The sequence below is a fragment of the Fusobacterium sp. DD2 genome, assembly GCF_018205345.1.
Classification (GTDB): domain Bacteria; phylum Fusobacteriota; class Fusobacteriia; order Fusobacteriales; family Fusobacteriaceae; genus Fusobacterium_A.
This window is the reverse complement of the sequence record NZ_JADRHM010000002.1, coordinates 19430-43490: the sequence shown is the minus strand read 5'-3', so window position 1 is coordinate 43490 and position 24061 is coordinate 19430. Positions and strand designations below refer to the sequence as shown.

The following is a 24061-nucleotide window of genomic DNA, read 5'->3' as shown; positions in this document are numbered from 1 at the left end:
TCCAAAAAAAGAGGGGAGATACCCATTTCTCCCCCTTTTTAAATTTTATCCTTCTAAAAATTCATCCAAATCACATTCAGATTTTATTATTTCATAGAAATATCTTCCAGTAGTTTCAGATATTTTTCTTGATTGTATAAAATCTTTTTCAGTTAGACGTTGTACTGCATCATTTATCTCATCTAATGAGTGATCAGTAAGAGTTTTTTCAAGATCCAAAGTACTTAAGCATTTTTTTACTTTTTCTACTTCAGTTCCATTTGCCATACATCCAAGTATAACTTTTTCTTTTTCTTCGTAAATATCTCCTTTTGCTTCAAAATCAAGTAACGCTCTAAAAATTTTCTCTTCTAAGTTCATAACTTCATCTCCTTATCCCTCTTTTTAGATTATACTTCTATGTGCATAAAAGAATATTTTACTGTAAATTTTTAAGGTTTTCAGTAAGTTTATCCATTTTATCCTGATATTCTTTCTGAATTCTTTTTTCTCTTTCTAAGATATGTTCTGGTGCTCTTGAAACGAATTTTTCATTTGCAAGTTTAGCATTTACTTTATCAAGATCTTTTTGAACTTTTTCAATTTGATCCTGTATTTTTTTGATTTCAGCTTCTAAGTTAAGAAGTCCAGTAAGAATCATATATACTTCTGAATTTCCAGCAACTCTAAATCCGCTTTGATCAGGTTTTTCCATATCTTTTCCATATTTCATATCTTCTATCTTAGCTAATTTTGTAATGAAAATATAGTTGTCTTCAAGTGTTTTAAGTTCATTTTCATCACTTGTTTTAATAACAACTTTAACCTCTTTAGCTGGAGATATTCCCATTTCAGCTTTTATATTTCTAAGAGAAGAGATTACTTCTTTGATGTAGTCAAATGATTTAACTACTTCAGGTTTTATAAGTGAATTATCAGTTTCAGGGAATTTTTGAAGCATAATTGTGTCCCCGTCAACTTTTATTTTTTGCCAAATTTCTTCAGTTATAAATGGCATAAATGGATGTAACATTTTAAGTCCATTTTCAAGTACTGTCCATAATACATATTGAGCAGTTACTTTTGATGCTTTTTCAGAGTCCTCATTGTTGTATAATCTTACTTTTGCAAGTTCAACATACCAGTCACAGAAGTCTCCTCTTAAGAATTCATATATAGCTTTTGCAGCATTATCAAGTTGGAACTTATCAAGATTTTCATGAACAGTTTTAGCTGTTTCATTCATTCTTGAGAATATCCATTCATCAACTAGTTCAAATTTTAAATCTTCTTTTTTAACCTTTGTAATGTCGAATCCATCTAAGTTCATTATAACAAATCTTGCCATGTTCCAGATTTTGTTAGCAAAGTTTCTTCCCATTTCAAGAAGTTTTTCTGAGAAATATACGTCTTGTCCTTGAGAAGTGTTATAAAGCATAGAGAATCTTATAGCATCTGCACCAAATTCTTCAATTAGATTGATTGGATCTGGTGAGTTTCCTAAAGATTTAGACATTTTTCTACCAAGATCATCTCTAACGATTCCGTGGAAGAATACGTTTTTAAATGGTATCTCTTTCATTTCATAAAGACCGAACATAATCATTCTTGCTACCCAGAAGAATATAATATCTGCACCAGTTACAAGTGTAGAAGTTGGGTAGAATGTTTCAAGTTCTTTAGTCTTTTCAGGCCAACCCATAGTTGAGAAAGGCCATAATGCTGATGAGAACCATGTATCTAGTACGTCTTCTTCTTGGGTTAATTCAACATCTTTTCCATAGTGTTTTTTAGCTTGTTCATAAGCTTCTTCTTCTGACATTGCAACAAAGATGTGGTTATCAGGACCATACCATGCTGGGATTCTGTGTCCCCACCAAAGTTGTCTTGAGATACACCAGTCTCTTATATTTTCAAGCCAGTTGAAGTATATTTTTTCCATTTTCTTAGGAATTATTTGAATTTCACCATTTCTAACTACTTCAAGAGCTTTTTTAGCAAGTGGTTCCATTTTAACAAACCATTGTTTAGATACTCTTGGTTCAATTACAGTATCACATCTATAGCAGTGACCTACATTGTGGTGAAGATTTTCTATTTTAATTAAAGTTCCATTTTCTTTTAATTCTTCAACAATAACTTTTCTAGCTTCAAATCTGTCCATTCCAGCATATTTAGGGAATTCAGCAGTGATTTTTGCATCTGGAGTTAGCATGTTGATAATTGGAAGATCGTATTTTTTACCTAAGTTAAAGTCATTAGGGTCATGAGCAGGAGTTATTTTAAGAGCTCCAGTTCCAAATTCCATATCTACATATTCATCAGCTATAACAGGAATTTCTCTTCCTACCAATGGTAGAATAAGTTTTTTTCCAACTAGGTGTTTATATCTTTCATCTTCAGGATGAACAGCTACTGCAACGTCAGCAAGCATAGTTTCAGGTCTTGAAGTAGCAATGATGATATATTCATCAGAATCTTTTACTGGGTATTTAAGATGCCATAAATGCCCATCTTGCTCAGCGTGTTCAACTTCGTCGTCAGCAAGAGCAGTACCACATCTTGGGCACCAGTTAACCATATATTCTCCTTGGTAGATTAGACCATCATTGTATAGGTCTACAAATATCTTTTTAACAGCCTTAGAAAGTCCTTCGTCCATAGTGAATCTCTCTCTATCCCAGTCAAGAGATGCTCCGATTTTTCTAAGTTGTGTAGTGATAATTCCACCATATTTTTCTTTCCATTTCCATGTTTCTTCAATAAATTTATCTCTTCCTAAATCTTCTTTAGTAAGATTTTGTTCTGCAAGCATTCTTTCTACTTTATTTTGAGTAGCAATACCAGCATGGTCACATCCAGGAACCCATAAAGTATTGTATCCACACATTCTTTTATATCTAACAAGTGTGTCTTGAATAGAGTTATCCAGTATATGCCCCATATGAAGGATTCCAGTTACATTTGGAGGAGGGATTACTATTGAATAGCTCTCTTTTCCTTCATCCATTTTTCCTGCAAAATACTTAGACTCTTCCCATATTTTGTACCATTTTGACTCTATTTCCCTAGGGGAATATGTCTTGTTCAACTCTTCCATTTATTCCTCCTCTATAACATTCTCTTTCTTTAAAAGAGACTCTATATAATCTAATATATCTTCTTTACCTGAATCATTTAATGATGAATGGAAAAGTACATCATCATTATGAAATTCAACTTTTTTCTTTATATCTTTTAAACATTTAAATTTTTCATTATTTGAAACTTTATCCATCTTTGTAAATATTATTTTAAATGGGATTTCATGGTGGTCTAGCCACACAAGCATCTCTATATCTTCTTGACTTGGAACTCTTCTTATATCAAGAAGAACAAATACAAGTTTTTTTCTAGGACTTGCAACGTATCTTTCCATGGTTTTACCCCATTCAGCTTTCATAGCCTTTGGAACCTTTGCAAATCCATATCCTGGAAGGTCAACTATATAAAACTCATTATTTATTTTAAAGTAGTTTATTAGTTGAGTTCTTCCAGGTGTCTTACTTGTTTTTGCTAATTTTTTTCTTCCAGTAATACTATTGATAAGAGAAGATTTCCCAACATTTGATCTTCCGACAAATGCAAATTCCATATTGTCTAATTCTTCAGGATAATCTTTTTCATACACTGCTGATTTTACAAATTCAGCTTGTTTTATCTTCATATTTACCTCTTTTCTATTTAATTAATCAGCAAAAACCAACTTTTCTACATCATCATAAGTTTTAGCAAAATGGATAGTCATATCCTTTGATACTTCTACAGGTATTTCATCCTGATCAACTCTGTTGTCTTCAGGGAGAATAACCTCTCTAATACCAGCTCTGTGAGCCCCTATTACTTTTTCTTTTACTCCACCTATAGCAAGTACATCACCAGTTATAGTGATCTCTCCAGTCATTGCTATATCCTGTCTTAATTTCTTTCCAGTTATTACAGATATTATAGCACTTGTAATAGTTATACCAGCTGAAGGTCCATCTTTTGGAGTAGCTCCTTCTGGGAAGTGTAGGTGAATATTCTTTTTCTCTAAGAAATCTTCCTGAGTTGGTTTATATTTATCAAGGTGTGCTTTAACATATGTATATGCAACTTGAGCTGATTCAGTCATTACTTTACCTAAAGTACCAGTAAGAGAAAGTTCTCCTTTACCAGGAATAGCTACACCTTGTACTTCAAGAGTAACTCCTCCAACTGAAGTCCATGCAAGACCATTTACAACTCCAACTTTAGGAGTTTTTCCAGCTTGTCTTTCAGGTCTATATTTAGGTTTTCCTAAATATTTTTCTAAGTTATTTGTTTTGATAATAACTTTTTTCTTTTTATTTTCAACAACATCTCTGGCTACTTTTCTACAGATAGTTATAATTTCTCTCTTTAAGCTTCTTACTCCAGCTTCTCTTGTGTATTCAGAAATAATTCTAAGAATTGTATTGTCTGAAAGAGAAAGTTCTATATTTTTAAGTCCATTTTCTTCTTTTGCCTGATCTATAAGATATTGTCTTGCAATATGAAGTTTTTCAAATGCAGTATAAGAAGAAAGACTAACAATTTCCATTCTATCTACCAATGGTGGAGCCACAGTTCTCAAATCATTAGCTGTAGCTACAAAGAATACCTTTGAAAGGTCAAATGGCATATCGATGTAATGGTCTTCAAAATGGCTGTTTTGCTCAGGGTCTAATACTTCAAGCATAGCAGAAGCAGGATCTCCTTTAAAGTCATTTGACATCTTATCTATTTCATCTAAAAGAATAACTGGGTTATTAGTTCCAGCATCTTTAAGAGCTTTCATAATTTTACCAGGCATTGATCCAATATATGTTCTTCTATGTCCTCTTATTTCAGCCTCATCTTTTACTCCACCTAGTGAAACTCTTACAAATTTTCTACCCATTGCATCAGCAATAGATTTTCCAAGTGAAGTTTTACCGATACCAGGAGGTCCAGCAAAACAAAGGATACTTCCTTTCATATTTGAGTTAAGTTTTTTAACTGCTAAGAAATCAAGGACCTTATTTTTTGCATCTTTAAGACCATAGTGATCTCTTTCAAGTATTTCATTGGCTTTTTTTAGGTCAACGATATCCTTAGTAGATTTTGCCCATGGAAGCTCAATTACAGTTTCAATATAGTTTCTAGTAACTGTAGACTCAGCTGAAGATGGAGGCATTTTAGCCAATTTTTTCATTTCGCTGTCTATTTTTTCTTTTGCCTCTTTAGGAAGTTTTGCCTTCTTTATTTTCTTAGCTAATTCTAACATATCATCATCTTGAGAAAAATCTCCCATCTCTTCTTTCATGGCAGTGATTTTTTCTCTTAGATAAAAGTTTTTTTGTGCTTCATTCATTTTTGTTCTTACTCTATCATCTATTTTTTTCTCTAAAGCAGCGATTTCCATTTCATTTGTAAGAACATCAAGTATCTTCATTCCTCTTTCTTTTACATCAAGGATTTCAAGTAATTCCTGTTTTGTATCTGTTTTAGTAGGAACATTTGATGCGATTATATCTAATGCATTACTTATATTTTTTATTCCTTTCAGATTTAGAAGAAGTTCTGAAGAGATTTTTCCTGTTACTGAGATATATTTTTCAAATAGGTTTAAAACCTTTCTATATATAGCCTGTACTTCTTTAGTGTTGCTATCTTCAGATTTTAATATATTAAAATCTGCCTTATATAAATCATCCACAATTTCAGGATTAGATATTTCTACTCTGTCTTCTGCTTCTACAAGAACTTTGATGTTATTATTAGGCATTTTAACTATTTGTAATATGTTAACTAATACACCAAAAGTGTAGATATCCTTTGATAAATCAGGATCTTCAACAGAAGGATTTTTCTGCATACACAATATTAATTTGCTTTTATTATTTACAGCATTTTCTAGAGTATTGATACTCTTTAGTCTACCTACATAAAGAGGAGTCACTATCCCAGGGAATACGATCAAATCTCTAGTAGGTAAAAGTAATGTTTTACTCATACAGTCATTCCTCCATTATTTTGTATTTTTTTCAACAATAGCCTTTTTAGGATCAAGAACAGCATCTTCAGTGATAACCACTTTTTCTATAGTGTCATCAGAAGGTACTTCATACATAAGCTCAAGCATTGTTTGTTCAATGATGGCTCTTAATCCTCTAGCACCTATTTTTCTTTCTAGTGCAAGGCTCGCAATTTTCTTAAGAGCTTCTGGAGTAAATTCTAACTCCACATTTTCTAAGTCAAATAATTTTTTATATTGTTTAACTATAGAGTTTTTAGGCTCTGTAAGTATTTTTATAAGTGCTTCTTCATCTAGATCTTGTAAAGTAGTGATTATCGGTAATCTACCTACTAGTTCAGGAATTATTCCCTGTTTTACAAGGTCTTCTGGTAAAACTTTAGCAAAAATTTCACCAACTTTTTCATCATTTTGTTTAGTTACATCAGCACCAAAACCTATAACTTTTTTGTTAGTTCTTGTTTTGATAACTTTTTCAAGTCCTTCAAATGCTCCACCAACAATAAATAGGATATTTGTTGTATCAATCTCAATAAGTTCCTGATTAGGATGCTTTCTTCCACCTTGAGGAGGAACTTGTGATTTAGTTCCTTCTATAATTTTTAATAGTGATTGTTGAACCCCTTCACCAGAAACATCTCTTGTAATAGATACATTTTCAGATTTTCTAGCTATTTTATCAATTTCATCTATGTATATTATTCCTTTTTCTGCAGCAGCTACATCATAGTCAGCAGCTTGTAAAAGTCTAACTAATACATTTTCAACGTCATCTCCTACGTATCCAGCTTCTGTAAGAGTTGTAGCATCAGCAATTGCAAAAGGTACTTTCAAACTTCTTGCAAGAGTTTGAGCAAGTAAAGTTTTTCCAGATCCTGTAGGACCTATTAAAAGTACATTTGATTTTTGAATTTCAACATTGTTTTCTTCTTCGTTTTTAGCATTGTCTAAAATTCTTTTATAGTGGTTATATACAGCTACAGAAAGTATTTTTTTTGGTCCTTCCTGCCCAACTACATATTCATCAAGTTTTGCTTTTATCTCTTTTGGTGTTAATAAAGTATCGTCAGATAAATCTGCTGGAAGAGCTTCTTTTATATTTTCTCTTGATAGCTCTAAAATATCATAACAGCTTTCGATACATCTATCACAAATAAGAGATCCGTCTATTCCGCTAAATAACTTTGAAACTTCATCTTCAGTACTTCCGCAGAAAGAGCATCTTGCTTTTTTATTATTCATTGTTAAATCTCCCTTCTACTCTTATTTTTTAAAAACCTGGTCAATTAAACCATACTCAACAGCTTCCTGAGCAGACATATAATTATCTCTTTCAGTATCTCTCATAATTTGGTCAATATCTTTTCCAGTTGCTTTAGACAGGATTTCAGATAAGTTTTTCTTAATTCTTACTATTTCTTTAGCTTGAATTTCAATATCAGTAGCCTGTCCTTTAGCCCCACCAAGTGGCTGGTGAATCATTATTCTTGAATTTTCAAGAGCAAATCTTTTTCCTTTTGCTCCTGCAGAAAGAAGTAGAGCACCCATACTTGCAGCTTGTCCAATGCATACTGTCTGAACATCTGGCTTTATATAGTTCATTGTATCATATATTGCCATACCTGCTGTAACCACTCCTCCAGGACTATTTATATACATAATAATATCTTTCTCAGGGTCTTCAGATTCTAAAAAAAGAAGTTGAGCAACTATTGCGTTAGCAACGTTGTCATCTATCTCTGTTCCTAAAAAAATTATTCTATCTTTTAAAAGTCTTGAATATATATCGTAGGCTCTTTCTGACCTACCATTTGTTTCTATAACAGTTGGATTATACATAACTACCTCCTTAAATAAATAGTTAAATAATAGAATCTTTCAATTGTTTAAATATTTATTTAAGAGTACAGGAAGTAATATTACTTCCTGTACTTTATATTATTATTTTGCATTATTAACTAAAACATCTATAGCTTTTTGCATTAAGCATTCTTCTTTTACAGACATTTTGAAGTTTTCTAAGTTGTTATGTTTTTTAAGTTGTTCTTCTAATTGAGGTAATTCCATTCCATACATCTTAGCAAGTTCAGTCATTTTTGCATTTACTTCTTCATCAGTTGCTTCGATATTTTCAGCTTTGATGATTTCTCTTAACATTAGGTCAGATTTAACTTTTCCTGCTGCCATTGGAGCGATTTGAGATTGTAATTTATTTAAATCCATTCCAGTCATTTGTAAGTACATATCAAGTTTGATTCCTTGAGCTGCTAATTGTTGTTCCATTTCTCCAATTCTAGCTCTTACTTCAGAAGCTACCATAGATACAGGGATTTCAACTTCAGTTGTTCCAGCTAATTTTTCTAATAATTTAGCAATATATTGTCCTTTGATTCTGTCTTCTTCTCTTGCTGTAACTCTTTCAGAAGTTTTAGCTTTTAAATCTTCAACTGATTCAGCACCAAATTCTTTTGCTAATTCGTCGTTTAATTCAGGAACTGAAAGTTTTTTGATAGCGTTTACTTTTACTTTGAATACTGCAGGTTTTCCAGCTAAGCTAGCAACGTGGTATTCAGCAGGGAAATTAACTGTAATTTCTCCTTCTTGTCCAGCTGTGTATCCAACTAGTTGATCTTCGAAGTTATCGATGAACATTTTTGATCCTAATTTTAACATATGAGAGTCAGCTTTTCCACCTTCAAATGGAACTCCATCCATGAATCCTTCAAATGCTAAATCAACAGTGTCACCCATTTGAGCTTTGTATCCTTCTTCAGTATCTTCTAATTTAGCTCTGCTGTTTACCATCATTTTGATTTCTTCATCTAATTTTTCTGGAGTCATTTCGAAAGTTTCTTTTTCAACTTCTAATCCTTTGTATTCTCCTAATTTAACTTCTGGATAAACATCTACGTTAAATGTTACTGTAAATGTATCTTTAAGTTCAGCATTTACATTAGAAATGTAGCTGATAGGCATAATATCTTCAGCTTTGATTACTTCTTCATAGTATTTATGTAATACTTTGTCAGTAACTTCTTCTTTGATGTTTTCTTTGAATTGAGTTTCAACAGTACTTACTGGTACATGCCCTTTTCTGAATCCTGGAACTTCAACTTTTTTAGCTAATTCCTTTGTTACTTCCTCTTTAATAGGTTTTACTTCTTCAGCAGTTAAAGAAATTGTGATTTCTACTGCAGAGTTTGCAAGTTTTTTTAATTCGTGTTTCATTGTTCCTCCTTAAATTCTATTTAGTAAAGATTTCATAAAAGTCATCTTTTATTTTTATATCTTTTATTCTGATTTGTACAATCTCTTCCCCACGATAAATTACTTTTTCAGGGTAGTAGACTATATCAAAATTTTGTATTCTAGATTCAAGTTCATTGATTTTGTGACCTAAATCAAAGGCTACCATGTGGTAGGTTTTTCCATTCTTCTTTATAATACCATTAAAGTGCCTGTTATTGACACCAAATTTTTTTATATATTCAAAAGACAGGTCCCTATCAATAAATAATGGGTGAGGATTATCAAGTCCAAAAGGGCCTAAAGACTCCATTGCATTAAATATTTTATCACCTATATTTTCAATAGGATACTCTAAATCTATTTTTAATGATTTTTTTTCTTCCTGCACTTCCATTTTACGGATATTTTCTTTAAATATTTTTTCTATAAGTCTAAGATTTTCCTGTTTTACAATAAATCCAGAAGCTAAATCATGGCCACCAAATCTAACAAGTTTATCTTTCATCTTTTCAAAAATATTGAAAACACTAATTCCTTTTACACTTCTACAAGATGCTTTTCCAATGTTGTCTTTAAGTGCAACTAGTGCAATAGGCATATTGTATTTTATACTTAGCCTTGAAGATACGACACCAATGACTCCAGGATGCCATTTATCTGAATAAAGGAAAGCACATTTTGGTTTTCCATCTTTCATTTTAAGTATTTTGGCATTGGCATCATCATATATATTTTTTTCGAGCTCTCTTCTTTTTTTATTAGCTCTTTTCATCTCTTCTATAATATTGTATATTTCAAATTCATCATCTTTAAGAAAAAAATCAGCTCCCATTTTTGAGATACCTATTCTTCCAAGTGAATTAATCATAGGGGAAATGAAATAGCTCACATCAGTGGTATTGAGAGTCTTATTCTGAAATTTTAGATATTTCAGAAGATACATAAGTCCTTTAACTTTTGTATCTTTTAAGACTTTCAATCCCTCTTTTATTATTATTCTATTTTCATCAATCATAGGTACTACATCTGCAACTGTACCTATCATCACTATATCCATATATTGGTATAGTTTTTTCAAATCTTCCTTTAATTTTAAGTATACACCCTGAGCTACCTTTAGTGCTACTCCAGCACCAGAAAGGTATTTAAACTCATAAGTGTCACTAAGTTTTGGATTTAAAAGGAGAAGTTCCTCATCCTCTTTATCCTTAATAGATTTATGGTGATCTGTAACGATTACTTTCATTCCCAAAGACTCTGCATATTTGACATCCTCTATGGAGTTTACTCCAGTATCAACAGTTATTGCTAAAGTACAGTTCTTTTTATGCATGAAGTTAATGGCTTTTTTATCCAGGCCGTAACCCTCTTCCATTCTGTTAGGAATATAATAGTCTACATCCATTCCAATTTCAGTTAAAACTTTCACCAAGAACACTGCAGCAGTTATTCCGTCTACATCATAATCTCCATAAATAAATATTTTCTCATTTTTATTTTTCTTATCAAGTATGAGATCTACTATTTCATCCATTTTTTCAAATTTAAAGGGATCTCTAAAATCTTCAATTTTAGGGTTTATAAATTCATTTGCGCTCTTTTCATCTGAAAATCCTCTATTGAGTAATAAGGTTGTAAGTAGTTTGTCTTTTTTTAGTTGCATAGCCTTAGTTTCAATAAGAGATTGAGGTAGTGAACTATATTCCCAGTGCATGTAAATCACTACCCTTTTAAGTCATTTAAAAGTTTTGATATTTTTACTGCATGTTCAATAGAATCATCTATTTTAACTCTTATTTCAGGAATGTATCTAATTTCAATTTCTTCAGCTACTTTTTTTCTTAAAAATCCTTTGATCTCATTTAAACCTTCAAGAACAGTTTCTTTGTCAGCTTCTTGATTATCTAAACTTGGAAGTATACTGAAATATACATCAGCAAATTTAAGGTCCTCAGTAACTCTTACATTAGTTACTGATACAAGTCCTTTAACTTTAGGATTTTTAACTTCTAAGAATATAGCTTGAGATATTACTCTTGCCATTTCCTTTTCAATTCCAGCCAATCTTTGTCTTTTCATATTATCACTCTCTTTCTGTTATTATGTTCCAGATTATTTTAGAGTTCTTTTTATTTCTTGCACTTCGAATGCCTCAACAATATCTCCTTCTTTGATATCGTTGAAATTTTCTATTCCAAGTCCGCATTCTTGACCTTGAATTACATCTTTAGCATCATCTTTAAATCTCTTAAGTGATGCAAGTTTTCCTTCATATATTACTACTTCATTTCTAAGTACTCTGACGCTGGCATCTCTTTTAACTTTTCCGTCAACTACGACACATCCAGCAACGTTTCCAACTTTAGAAACTTTGAATACTTTTTTGATTTCAACTCTTCCAAGGTATACTTCTTTAAATTCTGGATCAAGCATACCAGTAAGTGCTTTTTCAATATCTTCAGTAATATGATAAATAATATTTGAAGTTCTGATTTCTACACCATCATCTTCAGCTTCTTTTATAGCTTTAGTAGTAGGTCTTACGTGGAATCCAATAATGATAGCATTTGATACTTCAGCAAGTTTTACGTCACTTTCAGTAATTGCTCCAGCAGCAGCTTGAATGATGTTAACTGCAACTTCATCAGTAGAAAGTTTTAAAAGTGATTCTTTTAAAGCATCAACAGATCCTCTAGAATCAGCTCTTAAGATAAGATTTAACTCTTTTACATTTTCATGATCAAATTGCTCAGATAGTGATTCAAGAGTTATTGTTTTTCTGCTTGTTTCAGCAAGTTTTCTCTCTTTAGCAACCTCTTCAACGATTCTCTTTGCATGTTGTTCATTTTGAATTACATACATAGTATCTCCAGCTTGAGGCACTTCGTTAAATCCAATAATTTCAGCTGGTTGAGAAAGTTCAACTAGTTCAGTTCTTTCTCCTCTATCATTTAATAGTGCTCTTACTTTACCATAAGTTTCTCCAGCAACAATAACGTCTCCTATTTTTAAAGTTCCTTCTTGAACTAGTACGTCTGCTATTGGTCCAACTTTTGGATCAAGTTTAGATTCTAGAACTACACCTTTTGCTCTCTTCTTAGGATTTGCTTTTAATTCAAGAATTTCAGCAGTTATAAGTATAGTATCTAATAAATCGTCAAGATGAAGTTTTTTCTTAGCAGATACTTCAACAAACTCAGTATCTCCTCCCCATTCTACAGAAACAAGCCCATGTTCCATAAGTTCCTGTTTAACTTTCATAGGGTTAGCTTCAGGTTTATCTATTTTGTTAACTGCAACAATGATAGGTACTCCTGCAGCTTTAGCGTGTGATAATGCTTCAACAGTTTGTGGCATTACACCGTCATCTGCAGCTACAACTAGTATAGCTATGTCAGTTACTTGAGCTCCTCTAGCTCTCATATCAGTAAAAGCTTCGTGACCTGGTGTGTCAACAAATGTTATTTTCTTACCGTTTTTAACTATTTGGTAAGCACCAATCTTTTGAGTGATTCCACCATCTTCTCCAGATACAACGTTACTTGCTCTGATAGCATCTAGTAATGAAGTTTTACCGTGGTCAACGTGTCCCATGATAGTGATTACAGGTGGTCTTTCAACAAGATCTTCCTCTTTATCTTCAACTTCAAGTGCAAATTTTTCTCCAAACTCTAATTCGATTTCTTCCTCTTCCTCTACAAGTGCATCGTAATCAACAGCGATTTCTTCTGCCATATCTATAGATAGTGGGCTGTTAATAGTAAGCATTTGTCCTTTAAGGAACAGTTTTTTGATTATTTCAGAACTAGGAACTCCAAGTCTATCAGCGAAGTCACCAACTGTGATTTCTCCTCTGATTTTTATGATTTTCATTCCATCTTCTTCAATAGTTTCAGATCCAGCAGCTTCAACAGTCTTCATTACGAAGTCAGTTCTTCTACCTTTTTTCTTTTTATTTTTCTTTTTGTTCTTGTCATCGTTTTTGTTTTCAAAAGAACCTTTTTTACCGTTCTTTTTATTGTTGTTACCTTTGTTTTTTCTTCCTGTTGAGGTGTCCTCTTCGTCAAACATTTCCTCTTCTTCTAAAAATCTTTTTTTCAATGTAGCTCCTTTTTTATCTTTCTTCTCTTTTTTCTCTGCTTTCTGTTTACTCATATTGTCAAAATAAGACTTTATTTTATCAATATCTTTCTCAGCTAAGCTAGATAGATGAGACGTAACTTCTATTTGAAGTTCATCATTTAACAAAGCCATAAACTCCTTGTTATTTATTCCATAATCCTTAGCTAACTCATGTACTCTTTTTTTCATTCACATACCTCCTAAATTTAGGTTAGTCTATGAGTCCACGGGCCATCTTTTTACTTTTCACAGCAATAACACTGACTTCACTTTTCCCAAATATTTCTCCAAGTTGGTTCTTATTTCCGTAATACACATAACTAATGTTCAGTTCTTGTGCCTTTGCAAGAAGTTTTTTCTCATTCTTTTCGCTTATATCTTCTGCAAGAACTAGGAAATGTATATGCTCAATATCTTCTAAAACCATATTCATACCAAAAGATAAAGCCTGTGAGTTTTTCATTGCCTTCAAAATATTTAAATAGTCCTTTTCCGTTTTTTTCAAAAGATTTAGCATTTTCATTAAATCTTCCGTACTCATTTTTATTTTTTTGTGTTTAGACAATCTTTTTAAGCATTCATGATTTTTACACACGTAATAACCTCTGCTTTGTTGTCTTTGCTTTTCATCAAAACTATATTGTGAATCTCCAGTTTTAACCAATCTGAAAAGATTCTTTTTTTCATCTTTCTTTTTGCAAATAAAACAAGTTCTTTCATGAACAGTTGTGCTTTCCAAAATTATTCTCCTTCTTCAACACTATTTGCAGTTTTTATGTCAACTCTCATTCCAGTTAACTTAGCAGCTAGTCTAGCATTTTGTCCATTTTTACCAATAGCTAAAGATAGTTGTGAATTATCAACAATAACTCTAGCTGTATTTTCATCTTCAAGCACCTCTACACTTATAACCTTTGCTGGGCTTAAAACTGCAGATACGAACTCTTGTACAGATTCTTTCCATACAACGATATCTATTTTTTCACCATTTAGTTCATTAACTATATTTTTGATTCTAAGTCCTTTTTGTCCTATACATGCACCAACAGTATCAATGTTAGGATCAGCAGAATATACAGCAACTTTTGCTCTTGACCCTGCTTCTCTTGCCACCCCTTTGATTTCGATAAGACCTGAAGTTATCTCTGGTATCTCTAATTCAAATAGTTTTCTTAAAAGACCTTCGTTCTTTCTAGATATAACTATTTTAGGGAATTTGTTTGTTTTTTCTACTTCAGCTAAATAAACTTTTAATCTTTCTCCAACTCTGTATGTATCAGCAGGGGATTGTTCATTTGGAGTTAGGACAGCTTCTATTCCGTCAAATTCTACGAAAACATTTTTTCTGTCATCTATTCTTCTGATTATACCATTGATGATATCATGTTCTCTGACTTTAAATCTGTCATATATATATTGTCTTTCAGCCTCTCTCACTTTTTGGATAACTATCTGTTTTCCATTTTGAATAGCGTTTCTTCTGAAGTCTTCACAGTTAACTTCGATTCTTATAACATCACCGATTTTAACTCTCTTTTTAATTTCTAGAGCATCGTCTAAAGAAATTTCAACAGCTGCATCATATAGATCTTCAGTTGGAACAACAGTTTTAACTTCATAGATTTTAACATCTCCAGTTTCTCTGTCTATTTCAACTTCAACATTTTCCTCTTCTCCGTAATTTTTCTTGTAGGCAGCCAACAGAGCTTGCTCAACAGTTAGTAGAAGACTTTCTTTACTAATACCCTTTTCTTTTTCTAGCTCTTCTAAAGCTTGTAAAAATACTTTAGCGTCTTTACTTTTCATCCTAATATACCCTCCTGAAAACCTTTTTAAAACTCATCGAATTCATAAACAAGATTAGCTTTTCTTACTTCTGAAAAAGGAATTTCTAGTGTTTTGTTTTCATCAATTTCCAAAAATATAATTTCATCTTTACAATCAGTTATGATACCTTCAAAGTTTTTACAATCGTCAATTTTATGTTTTAAACTTAATTTTGCTTTTTCACCTTTAAATCTTACAAAATCTCCTATTTTTTTAAGAGGTCTTTCTATTCCAGGAGAAGAAACCTCTAAGAAGAATTTTTTATCAATTAGCTTATCTACGTCATCTTCAATTTTATTACTGATTGCTGCACAATCTTCTAATGTGATGTCACCACTCATATTTTCTACGTATATTCTCACATACCAGTAACCACCATCTTGCATATACTCAACATCAACAAGAGAAAGATTCATCTCTTCTATAACTGGAGTTACTATTTTTTCAATTTTTTGAATAATCGCTTCATTGCTTGAATTTGCCATAGTTTTCACCTCATTTCTAAAAAAAATACTAAAGAATTTCTATACTCTACTAAAGAGGGAGTGGATAGAAATTTACCCACTCCCTTTATAACTAGCATACTACTTTATTCAAGTTATTGTAGCATATAATTGTAAAAAAATCAATTGTTAGTAGGAATAAAATATTTTTTTTCTACCTTTTACATATGAGAGAAATTTCTCGGTTAAAAAATGACAAAAAAAGAAAAATATAATAAAATTCCGTATTTTGTGTTATAATATAAAATAGTTATATTTAACATTAATATATTAAATGATAAAAAAAGCTACATTTTTAAATTTTTTTCAAAAAAAGTTCGAAAAAAGTATGGTGAGTGTTTGAAAAACCTTATAAAATAAAGGATGGATATATTAAATTAAATTTTTTAATGTTAATTATTCATAATATAAATAACTATTGCTTTTTTGTAAAAATGTAGTATATTATTATCAAAAGGTTTTAATATAAGACACAAGGAGGATGTTTTTCATGAAGAAAAATGGAAAAAAAGTAGTAATTGGAGTTATAGGTTCAGACTGTCACGCAGTTGGGAACAAAATTATTCATCACGTATTAGAAGCTAATGGATTTGACGTGGTAAACGTTGGAGTTTTATCACCACAAGCTGACTTTATCAACGCAGCAGTTGAAACAAGTGCAGATGCAATTATCGTTTCTTCTCTATACGGACACGGAGAATTAGACTGTCAAGGAATGAGAGAAAAATGTGAAGAAGCTGGACTAAACGACATTCTTCTTTATGTTGGAGGAAACATAGTTGTTGGTAAACAAGTATGGGAAGACGTTGAAAAAAGATTTAAAGCTATGGGATTCAACAGAGTATACAGACCAGGTACTCCAATTGAAGAAACAACTGAAGATCTTAAAAAAGATTTAGGTATTGCATAGTTTAAATAAAAATTTTAAAAAATACAGATTATAGTGTACAAAATATTATTTTAGAAGAGAGTGGTAATTATGAAAGTTTACTTAGCTATAGATTTCGGAAGTACATATACTAAGTTAACAGCTGTTGATATGGACAACGAAGTTATCCTTGCTACTGCCAAAGATATTACCACTGTAGAAGATGACATTATGATAGGATTTGAAAAGGCTTATACAAAGTTAAAAGCCGAAATCAGTAAAAAAATTGATTTTGATCAAATCGAATTCGTAGGTAAAACTGCATGTTCATCTGCTGCAGGAGGCCTTAAGATGATTGCTATAGGGCTTGTTCCTGATCTAACAGCTGAAGCTGCAAAGAAAGCAGCTCTTGGTGCAGGTGCCAGAGTAATCAAAACTTACTCTTATGAACTAAACCACAGAGAGATGGAAGAAATTGAAAACACAGCTTTGGATATAATATTGTTAGCTGGTGGAACAGATGGTGGAAACAAGGAATGTATAATTCACAACGCAAAAATGATTGCTGAGCATCAGATTAAGGTACCAGTAGTTGTGGCTGGAAATAAAGCAGCTATTGACGAAATTGAAGAGGTATTTAAAACAGCTGGGATAGACTATTACATTGCAGAAAACGTTATGCCATTTATAAATAAACTTAACGTAGAACCTTGTAGAGAGGAAATACGTAAGGTATTTATGAATAGAATAGTTGAAGCAAAAGGAATGAAACAGGCAGAAGAGTTTATAAGAGGAATTTTAATGCCTACTCCTGCTGCGGTACTAAAAGCGGCTGAAATTCTTTCAACAGGAACTGATGATGAAGAAGGTATAGGAGACTTAATAGTCGTTGACATCGGTGGAGCTACTACAGATATTCACTCAATTGCAAAAGGAGAACCTACTAAACCTTCAGTAATGATAAAAGGATTAGAAGAACCATTTGCTAAGAGAACTGTTGAGGGAGACTTAGGAATGAGATATTCTGCTCTAGCACTTCTAGAAGCTGCTGGAACTAGAAAAATCAGAAACTATCTACATGATTCATTGAAAAAAGTAGACGTAAAATCAGAGTGTAAACGTAGATTTGAGAACATTAGAATTGTTCCTCAAACTGAAGAAGAAATCAGATTTGATGAAGCAATGGCAATGGCTGCAACTGAGCTTGCTATGACAAGACACTGTGGAGTACTAGAATGCGTATACACACCAATGGGAACAATGTTTAATCAAAATGGAAAAGACTTAATTGAAACTCCATATGTTATAGGTACAGGAGGAGTTATAATTCACAGCTTAAATCCAGGTGGAATATTAAAAGCTGGAAATTTCAATGAAAATGACCCTGTTCATTTAAAACCATTGAACCCTAAATTCCTAGTAGATAAAACTTATATCTTATCTTCTATGGGATTATTAGCTCAGGATTATCCTGAAGTGGCAATAAGAGTAATGAAAAAATACTTAGTAGAAGCTAAAGCAGAAAATTAGTAATGAAAAAATCAAGGAGGATTATTTAATAAATGAAACTTAAATTTAGAAAATGGACTGAAGAAGAGTTCTTCCAAATGAGAGAAGAAGTTTTAAAAGGATGGCCTACAGGGGCAGAAGTTGACTTAGAAGAAGCTGTAAAATATCACAAATCACTTCCTGCATCAAAAAGCTTTGCTAAAAAATTAATGGACGCAAAAAACAGAGGAATAACATTAGCACAACCTAGAGCAGGGGTTGCACTAATTGAACAACATATAGAATTACTAAACTTCCTAGATAAAGAAGGTGGAGCAGATTTACTACCAAGTACAATCGACTCATACACTAGACAAAATAAATATGAAAACTGTGAAAGAGGTATAGAAGAATCTAAAAAAGCTGGAAGATCACTTCTTAATGGATTCCCAGGTGTTAACCACGGAGTTAAAGGATGTAGAGAAGTTGTTGAAGCTACTAACCTACCTTTACAATTAAGACACGGAACTCCAGATGCTAGATTACTATCTGAAATCATGATGGCTGCTGGATTCACTTCAAACGAAGGTGGAGGAATTTCTTATAACGTTCCTTACGCTAAAAACGTTTCAATAGAAAAAACAATAATCGACTGGCAATATGTTGACAGACTAGTTGGATGGTATGAAGAACATGGAGTATCAATAAACAGAGAACCATTCGGACCATTAACAGGAACATTAGTACCACCTTCAATGTCAAATGCTGTTGGAATTCTTGAAGGATTACTAGCTGCAGAACAAGGTGTTAAGAGTATAACTCTAGGATATGGACAATGTGGAAACTTAATCCAAGACATCGCTGCAATCAGAGCATTAGAAGAACAAGCAAATGAATACTTCGACAAACAAGGATACAAAGGAATCGAATTAACAACTGTATTCCACCAATGGATGGGAGGATTCCCTGAAGATGAAGCAAAAGCATTTGGAGTAATTTCAAATGGAGCTTCTGCTGCTGCATTATCTGGAGCAACTAAAGTTATCGTAAAAACTCCTCACGAAGCAATTGGAGTACCTACAAAAGAAGCTAACGCTGCAGGAATCAGAGCAACTAAGATGGTATTAAACCTACTTAGAGGACAACAATTATCATCTTCACCTGAATTAGAAGAAGATATCAGAATAATCAAAGCTGAAACTAAATGTATCTTAGATAAAGTTTATGAATTAGGAAATGGAGACTGGGCAGTAGGAATCGTTAAAGCATTCGAACAAGGTGTACTAGACGTTCCATTCGCTCCATCAATCTACAACGCAGGTAAAATGATGCCAGCTAGAGACAACGTAGGAAAAGTAAGATACCTATCAGTTGGAAACGTTCCATTCACAAAAGAATTAATTGACTACAATAAAGCTCAATTAGAAGAAAGAGGAAAATACGAAGGAAGACCTGTTAATTTCCAAATGACAGTTGACGATATATTCGCAGTTGGTAAAGGAACATTAATTGGAAGACCAGAAGGAAAATAAGTATAATCTGAGAGAATATGTAGTATATATCTAATGAATGATATATATTATATATTAGCAAGTTATATATAATTGTTGCATTTTTTATAAAATTAGGTTAATAATAATATAGAGAGGTTGGGGATGATACACATCGCCCTCAACCTTTACAAAAATACTTTAGGAGGAATATATATGAAAATTATAGATGTAGTTTGTTCAGCAGGAAAAACTGGATTCTATTTTGATGACCAAAGAGCTATAAAAGCAGGAGCAGGACATGATGGTATGTTCTATTTAGGAGAAACTGTAACTCCAGGATTTGAAAACATCAGACAAGCAGGAGAATCAATCTCTGTTCAATTAATTCTTGAAGATGGTCAAGTGGCTTTCGGAGACTGTGCAGCAGTTCAATACTCAGGTGCAGGAGGAAGAGACCCATTATTCCTAGCTAAAGATTTCATCCCAGTTATCGAGAAAGAAATCGCTCCAAAATTAATAGGAAGAGAATTAGACAACTTTAAATCATTAGCTGAAGAATTCGACTCTATGAAAATAGATGGAAAAAGAATGCATACAGCTATCAGATACGGAATAACTCAAGCTTTACTAGATGCAGTTGCAAAAGCTAGAAAAGTAACTATGGCAGAAGTTATCCAAAAAGATTACAATACAGGATTAGAAATTACTAGAAGACCTATATTCACTCAATCTGGAGACAACAGATATGAAAATGCTGACAAAATGATAATTAAAGGTGCTGACGTTTTACCTCACGCTTTAATTAACAACGTAAAAGAAAAATTAGGAGAAAAAGGAGAAATCTTACTTGACTACGTTAAATGGTTAAGAGACAGAATCTTAGCAAAAAGAACTAACGAAGATTACAACCCAATTTTCCACATTGACGTTTATGGAACAATCGGAGCAGCATTTGATTGCGATACTAAAAAAATGGCTGATTACATCGCTACTTTAGTTGAAGCTGCAAAACCATTCAAATTAAGAATAGAAGGACCTATGGACGTTGAAGATAGAGATAAACAAATCGAAGCTATGGCAGCTTTAAGAGCAGAAATCGACGGAAGAGGAATTGGAGCAGAATTAGTTGCTGACGAATGGTGTAATACTTTAGAAGACATCAAATTATTCGCAGACAAAAAAGCTGGACACGTTGTACAAATAAAAACTCCAGACTTAGGAGGAGTTAACAACATCGCTGACGCTATCCTTTACTGTAACAAAGTAGGAATCGGATCTTACTGTGGAGGAACTTGTAACGAAACTAACAGATCTGCTGAAGTTACTACTAACATCGGTATGGCATGTGGAGCTCTTCAAGTACTAGCTAAACCAGGAATGGGTGTTGACGAAGGATTCATGATCGTATTCAACGAAATGGGAAGAGTTGAAGCTTTAGTAAATAGAAGAAAAAATAAATAGTTTTCTTTTAAAAATTAATAATAAACTTATGGGAAAGGTAGTTTATGACTACCTTTTTCCTTTAATTATGATGAGGTGAAGTAAATGACTATAAAGAAAGCTGCAAAATGTGGAACTTTAGAATCAAATGATATATTCTTAATTCTTACTCCTTCTGAAGATGGGATTGAAATAGAATTAGAAAGTACTGTAGAAAAACAGTTTGGTGACCATATCAGAGAGGTTATAAAAGCTAAACTTTTAGAACTTGGTATTGATAGCGTACAGGTACAAGCTCAAGACAAAGGAGCTCTTGACTATACTATTAGAGCTAGAATCGAAGCTGCTGTAGCTAGAAGTTTATAATATTCTATTATTCATTTTATGAGAGGTGTTTTATTGTGAAATTAAGAAGAACAATGTTATTTATGCCTGGAAATAACCCAGGGATGCTTCAAACAGCTGCTGTTTTCGGATCAGATGCTGTTATATTTGACTTAGAAGATGCTGTTGCACTTACAGAAAAAGATGCTGCAAGAGTACTTATCAGCGAAGCATTAAAAACTATGAGCTATGATGAAGTAGAAGTAGTTGTAAGAATAAATCCTTTATCTACACCTTATGCAGATAAAGACGTGGATGTTATAGCAAGACTTAAACCAGATGCTATATTACTTCCAAAAGCTTGTCCAGAAGACGTAGCAGAATTAGATAAGAGATTAACTAAAATAGAAGAAGAAATGGGATTTGAACATAACTCAATAAAAGTTCACCCATTAGTAGAAACTACTTACGGAGTAGAAAAAGTATACGAAACTATTAAAGCAAGCCCAAGAATTATCTCTGTTTTATTAGGAGGAGAAGACTTGGCTGTGGATTTAGGAGTTAAGAGAACAAAAGCATCTGATGAACTTCTATATGCAAGAACTAAAATTATAAATGCTTGTAAAGCATGTAAAGTTGATGCTATAGATACTCCATTTACAGATACAAATGACTACGATGGATTAATAGCTGACACTTTAAAAGCTAAAATGCTTGGATTTACAGGAAAATTAAGTATAAACCCAAGACAAATCGATACTATTCACAGTGTATATGCTCCATCAGCAGCAGAAATCAACCACGCTCAAAGAGTTATGGCTGCTAAAGAAGACGCTGCTAAACAAGGACTTGGAGTATTTTCACTTGATGGAAAAATGGTTGACCTTCCTATTATCAACAGAGCTATTCATACATTAGATATGGCGAAATTAATGGGACTTATTGATTAATTATTAAGGCGAGGTGTTTATAAATGAAAAACGTTCTAGGAAGAGAAGTTCCTGAGTTTATAGAAGGATACGGAAAAGTTACTCAATATAACGGGTATCTTGCAAATACAACTGGAGTTATGAAAAAGAACTACACTTTTAAAACTGTAACTCACAAAGATAATAAATTACAAAAAGATTTAGCAACTTTAATGGATAAATTACCATTAAAAGATGGAATGACAATTTCATTTCATCACCATTTAAGAAATGGAGACTATGTATTAAACTTAGTAATGGCTGAAATAGTTAAGAGAGGATACAAAGATATTACTCTTGTAGCAAGTTCAATTTTCCCATGCCATAAACCTGTAGTAGAATATATGGAAAAAGGTATTGTAACTCAAATATATGCTGGATATATGTCAGGTCCAGTTGCTCAAGCAATATCTGAGGGAAAACTTCAAAAACCAGCAGTAATGCATACACACGGTGGAAGAGCTAGAATAATGGAAACTGGAGAAGTTGAAGTTGATATAGCTTTTGTTGCAGCACCTACATGTGACGAATATGGAAACATCAACGGAGTAGATGGAAAATCAGCTTGTGGATCTTTAGGATATGCACACTCAGACGTTGAAAATGCAAAGGTTGTTGTAGCAATAACAGATAATCTTGTTCCTTTCCCTAATACAACTATTGAAATCAACCAAACTTTAATTGACCATGTATTAGTTATAGATGCTATAGGAGATCCAAAAGGAATAGTTTCTGGTACAACTCAAATTACTAAAAACCCTATTGGATTAAAAGTTGCTGACTTAACAGCTAAATTCATCGAACAATCAGGATACTTAAAAGAAGGAATGAGTTTCCAAACTGGAGCTGGAGGAATATCTCTTGCAGTTGCAGCTGAAGTTAAAAAATTAATGAAAGAGAAAAATATTGTAGGAAGTTTCGCAGCTGGAGGAATCACTGGATACATCGTTGATATGTTCAAAGAAGGATTATTCAAAGCTCTATTTGACGTACAATGTTTTGACCTTAACGCTATAAAATCAGCAAAAGAAAATGCTAACCACTTAAAAATGTCTGCATCTATGTATGCAAATGCTAACAACAAAGGTTCAGTAGTAAACAAACTTGACGTTGTTATCTTAGGTGCTACAGAAATGGATACTAACTTCAACGTTAACGTTACAACAGGATCTGACGGAGTAATCATGGGAGGATCAGGAGGACACAGTGATACTGCAGCAGGAGCTAAATTATGTATCATCGTTTCTCAATTAGTTAACGCAAGAATCTCTGTTGTTAAAGACAGAATCACAACAGTAACTACTCCAGGAGAAACTGTAGACGTTCTAGTTACTGAAAGAGGTATAGCTATCAATCCACTTAGAAAAGACTTAATTGAAAGATTTAAAAACTCAAATCTTCCAATAAAAACTATTGAAGAATTAAAAGAAATAGCTGAGTCTATGTGTGGAAAAGAAGAACCAATCAAATTTGAAGACAGAATTGTTGCTGTAGTTCAATATAGAGATGGATCTGTAGTAGACGTTGTAAGACAAATAAAAAAATAAGAAAATAATTGACAATTTTACATTTTACTGTTATAATGCTACACGTAAAATGAAATATTAAAAATCGTATTTAACCATCAAGAGAGATTGAGGGACCGGCCCTGTGACATCTCAGCAACCTGCTTTTTATGAAGTGTGGTGCTAACTCCTGATAGATGGAATATAAAATTGTTATATATTCCCTTCATCTATCAGAGG

The 24061-nt window shown here is 32.6% G+C and carries 20 protein-coding genes and 1 riboswitch; of the genes, 7 read left to right on the top strand and 13 right to left on the bottom strand.

Going from position 1 to position 24061, the window contains the following annotated elements:
• Window positions 1-45: 45 nt before the first annotated feature.
• The 13 genes from IX290_RS00565 to rimP form a co-directional block, all read right to left on the bottom strand.
• Entirely contained in the window at window positions 46-360 is a 315-nt protein-coding gene (locus tag IX290_RS00565; RefSeq protein ID WP_211491277.1) for a hypothetical protein, read from the bottom strand.
• Window positions 361-418: 58 nt separating this feature from the next.
• A complete protein-coding gene (locus tag IX290_RS00560; RefSeq protein ID WP_211491276.1) occupies window positions 419-3079 on the bottom strand; it encodes a valine--tRNA ligase in 2661 nt (886 codons plus the stop codon).
• A complete protein-coding gene (yihA, locus tag IX290_RS00555; RefSeq protein ID WP_211491275.1) occupies window positions 3080-3685 on the bottom strand; it encodes a ribosome biogenesis GTP-binding protein YihA/YsxC in 606 nt (201 codons plus the stop codon). It abuts the gene before it with no gap.
• A gap of 21 nt (window positions 3686-3706) precedes the next feature.
• Complete coding sequence (gene lon, locus IX290_RS00550) at window positions 3707-6013, bottom strand: endopeptidase La (protein WP_211491274.1); 2307 nt, start codon at window positions 6011-6013, stop codon at window positions 3707-3709.
• Between the two features lie 15 nt (window positions 6014-6028).
• Window positions 6029-7276: an ATP-dependent Clp protease ATP-binding subunit ClpX gene (gene clpX / locus IX290_RS00545; RefSeq protein WP_211491273.1), complete on the bottom strand. Its 1248-nt coding sequence runs from the start codon at window positions 7274-7276 to the stop codon at window positions 6029-6031.
• Window positions 7277-7297: 21 nt separating this feature from the next.
• The gene (gene clpP, locus IX290_RS00540; RefSeq protein ID WP_211491272.1) at window positions 7298-7873 is read right to left on the bottom strand and encodes an ATP-dependent Clp endopeptidase proteolytic subunit ClpP; all 576 of its coding nucleotides are present in this window, start codon (window positions 7871-7873) and stop codon (window positions 7298-7300) included.
• 102 nt (window positions 7874-7975) lie between these two features.
• Window positions 7976-9262: a trigger factor gene (gene tig, locus IX290_RS00535; protein WP_211491271.1), complete on the bottom strand. Its 1287-nt coding sequence runs from the start codon at window positions 9260-9262 to the stop codon at window positions 7976-7978.
• Between the two features lie 16 nt (window positions 9263-9278).
• Window positions 9279-10997, bottom strand: a complete 1719-nt coding sequence (gene recJ / locus IX290_RS00530) for a single-stranded-DNA-specific exonuclease RecJ (protein WP_211491270.1) — start codon at window positions 10995-10997, stop codon at window positions 9279-9281.
• 8 nt (window positions 10998-11005) lie between these two features.
• Window positions 11006-11362, bottom strand: a complete 357-nt coding sequence (gene rbfA, locus IX290_RS00525) for a 30S ribosome-binding factor RbfA (protein ID WP_211491269.1) — start codon at window positions 11360-11362, stop codon at window positions 11006-11008.
• 33 nt (window positions 11363-11395) lie between these two features.
• Window positions 11396-13594 carry a translation initiation factor IF-2 gene (gene infB / locus IX290_RS00520; RefSeq protein WP_211491268.1) on the bottom strand — a complete coding sequence of 733 codons (2199 nt, stop codon included), beginning with the start codon at window positions 13592-13594 and terminating at the stop codon, window positions 11396-11398.
• 22 nt (window positions 13595-13616) lie between these two features.
• A complete protein-coding gene (locus tag IX290_RS00515) occupies window positions 13617-14144 on the bottom strand; it encodes a DUF448 domain-containing protein (protein WP_211491267.1) in 528 nt (175 codons plus the stop codon).
• Between the two features lie 2 nt (window positions 14145-14146).
• A complete protein-coding gene (nusA, locus tag IX290_RS00510; protein ID WP_211491266.1) occupies window positions 14147-15211 on the bottom strand; it encodes a transcription termination factor NusA in 1065 nt (354 codons plus the stop codon).
• Window positions 15212-15237: 26 nt separating this feature from the next.
• Window positions 15238-15717, bottom strand: coding sequence for a ribosome maturation factor RimP (rimP, locus tag IX290_RS00505; RefSeq protein WP_211491265.1), 480 nt, complete (start codon window positions 15715-15717; stop codon window positions 15238-15240).
• A gap of 508 nt (window positions 15718-16225) precedes the next feature.
• Here rimP and glmS point away from each other — a divergent pair.
• The 7 genes from glmS to citF all read left to right on the top strand — a co-directional run bounded on the left by glmS (window position 16226) and on the right by citF (window position 23863).
• Entirely contained in the window at window positions 16226-16645 is a 420-nt protein-coding gene (gene glmS, locus IX290_RS00500) for a methylaspartate mutase subunit S (RefSeq protein ID WP_211491264.1), read from the top strand.
• A gap of 69 nt (window positions 16646-16714) precedes the next feature.
• Window positions 16715-18133 (top strand): methylaspartate mutase accessory protein GlmL, encoded by a 1419-nt coding sequence (gene glmL, locus IX290_RS00495; RefSeq protein ID WP_211491263.1) that lies wholly within the window; start codon window positions 16715-16717, stop codon window positions 18131-18133.
• A gap of 32 nt (window positions 18134-18165) precedes the next feature.
• Window positions 18166-19623, top strand: a complete 1458-nt coding sequence (locus tag IX290_RS00490) for a methylaspartate mutase subunit E (RefSeq protein ID WP_211491262.1) — start codon at window positions 18166-18168, stop codon at window positions 19621-19623.
• Window positions 19624-19797: 174 nt separating this feature from the next.
• Entirely contained in the window at window positions 19798-21045 is a 1248-nt protein-coding gene (locus IX290_RS00485) for a methylaspartate ammonia-lyase (RefSeq protein ID WP_211491261.1), read from the top strand.
• Between the two features lie 84 nt (window positions 21046-21129).
• Window positions 21130-21390, top strand: coding sequence for a citrate lyase acyl carrier protein (gene citD, locus IX290_RS00480; RefSeq protein WP_101473636.1), 261 nt, complete (start codon window positions 21130-21132; stop codon window positions 21388-21390).
• 35 nt (window positions 21391-21425) lie between these two features.
• Window positions 21426-22298 carry an aldolase/citrate lyase family protein gene (locus IX290_RS00475; protein ID WP_211491260.1) on the top strand — a complete coding sequence of 291 codons (873 nt, stop codon included), beginning with the start codon at window positions 21426-21428 and terminating at the stop codon, window positions 22296-22298.
• A gap of 23 nt (window positions 22299-22321) precedes the next feature.
• Window positions 22322-23863, top strand: a complete 1542-nt coding sequence (gene citF, locus IX290_RS00470) for a citrate lyase subunit alpha (protein ID WP_211491259.1) — start codon at window positions 22322-22324, stop codon at window positions 23861-23863.
• Window positions 23864-23934: 71 nt separating this feature from the next.
• Window positions 23935-24025: riboswitch (SAM riboswitch) on the top strand.
• The last annotated feature ends 36 nt before the right edge of the window (window positions 24026-24061 follow it).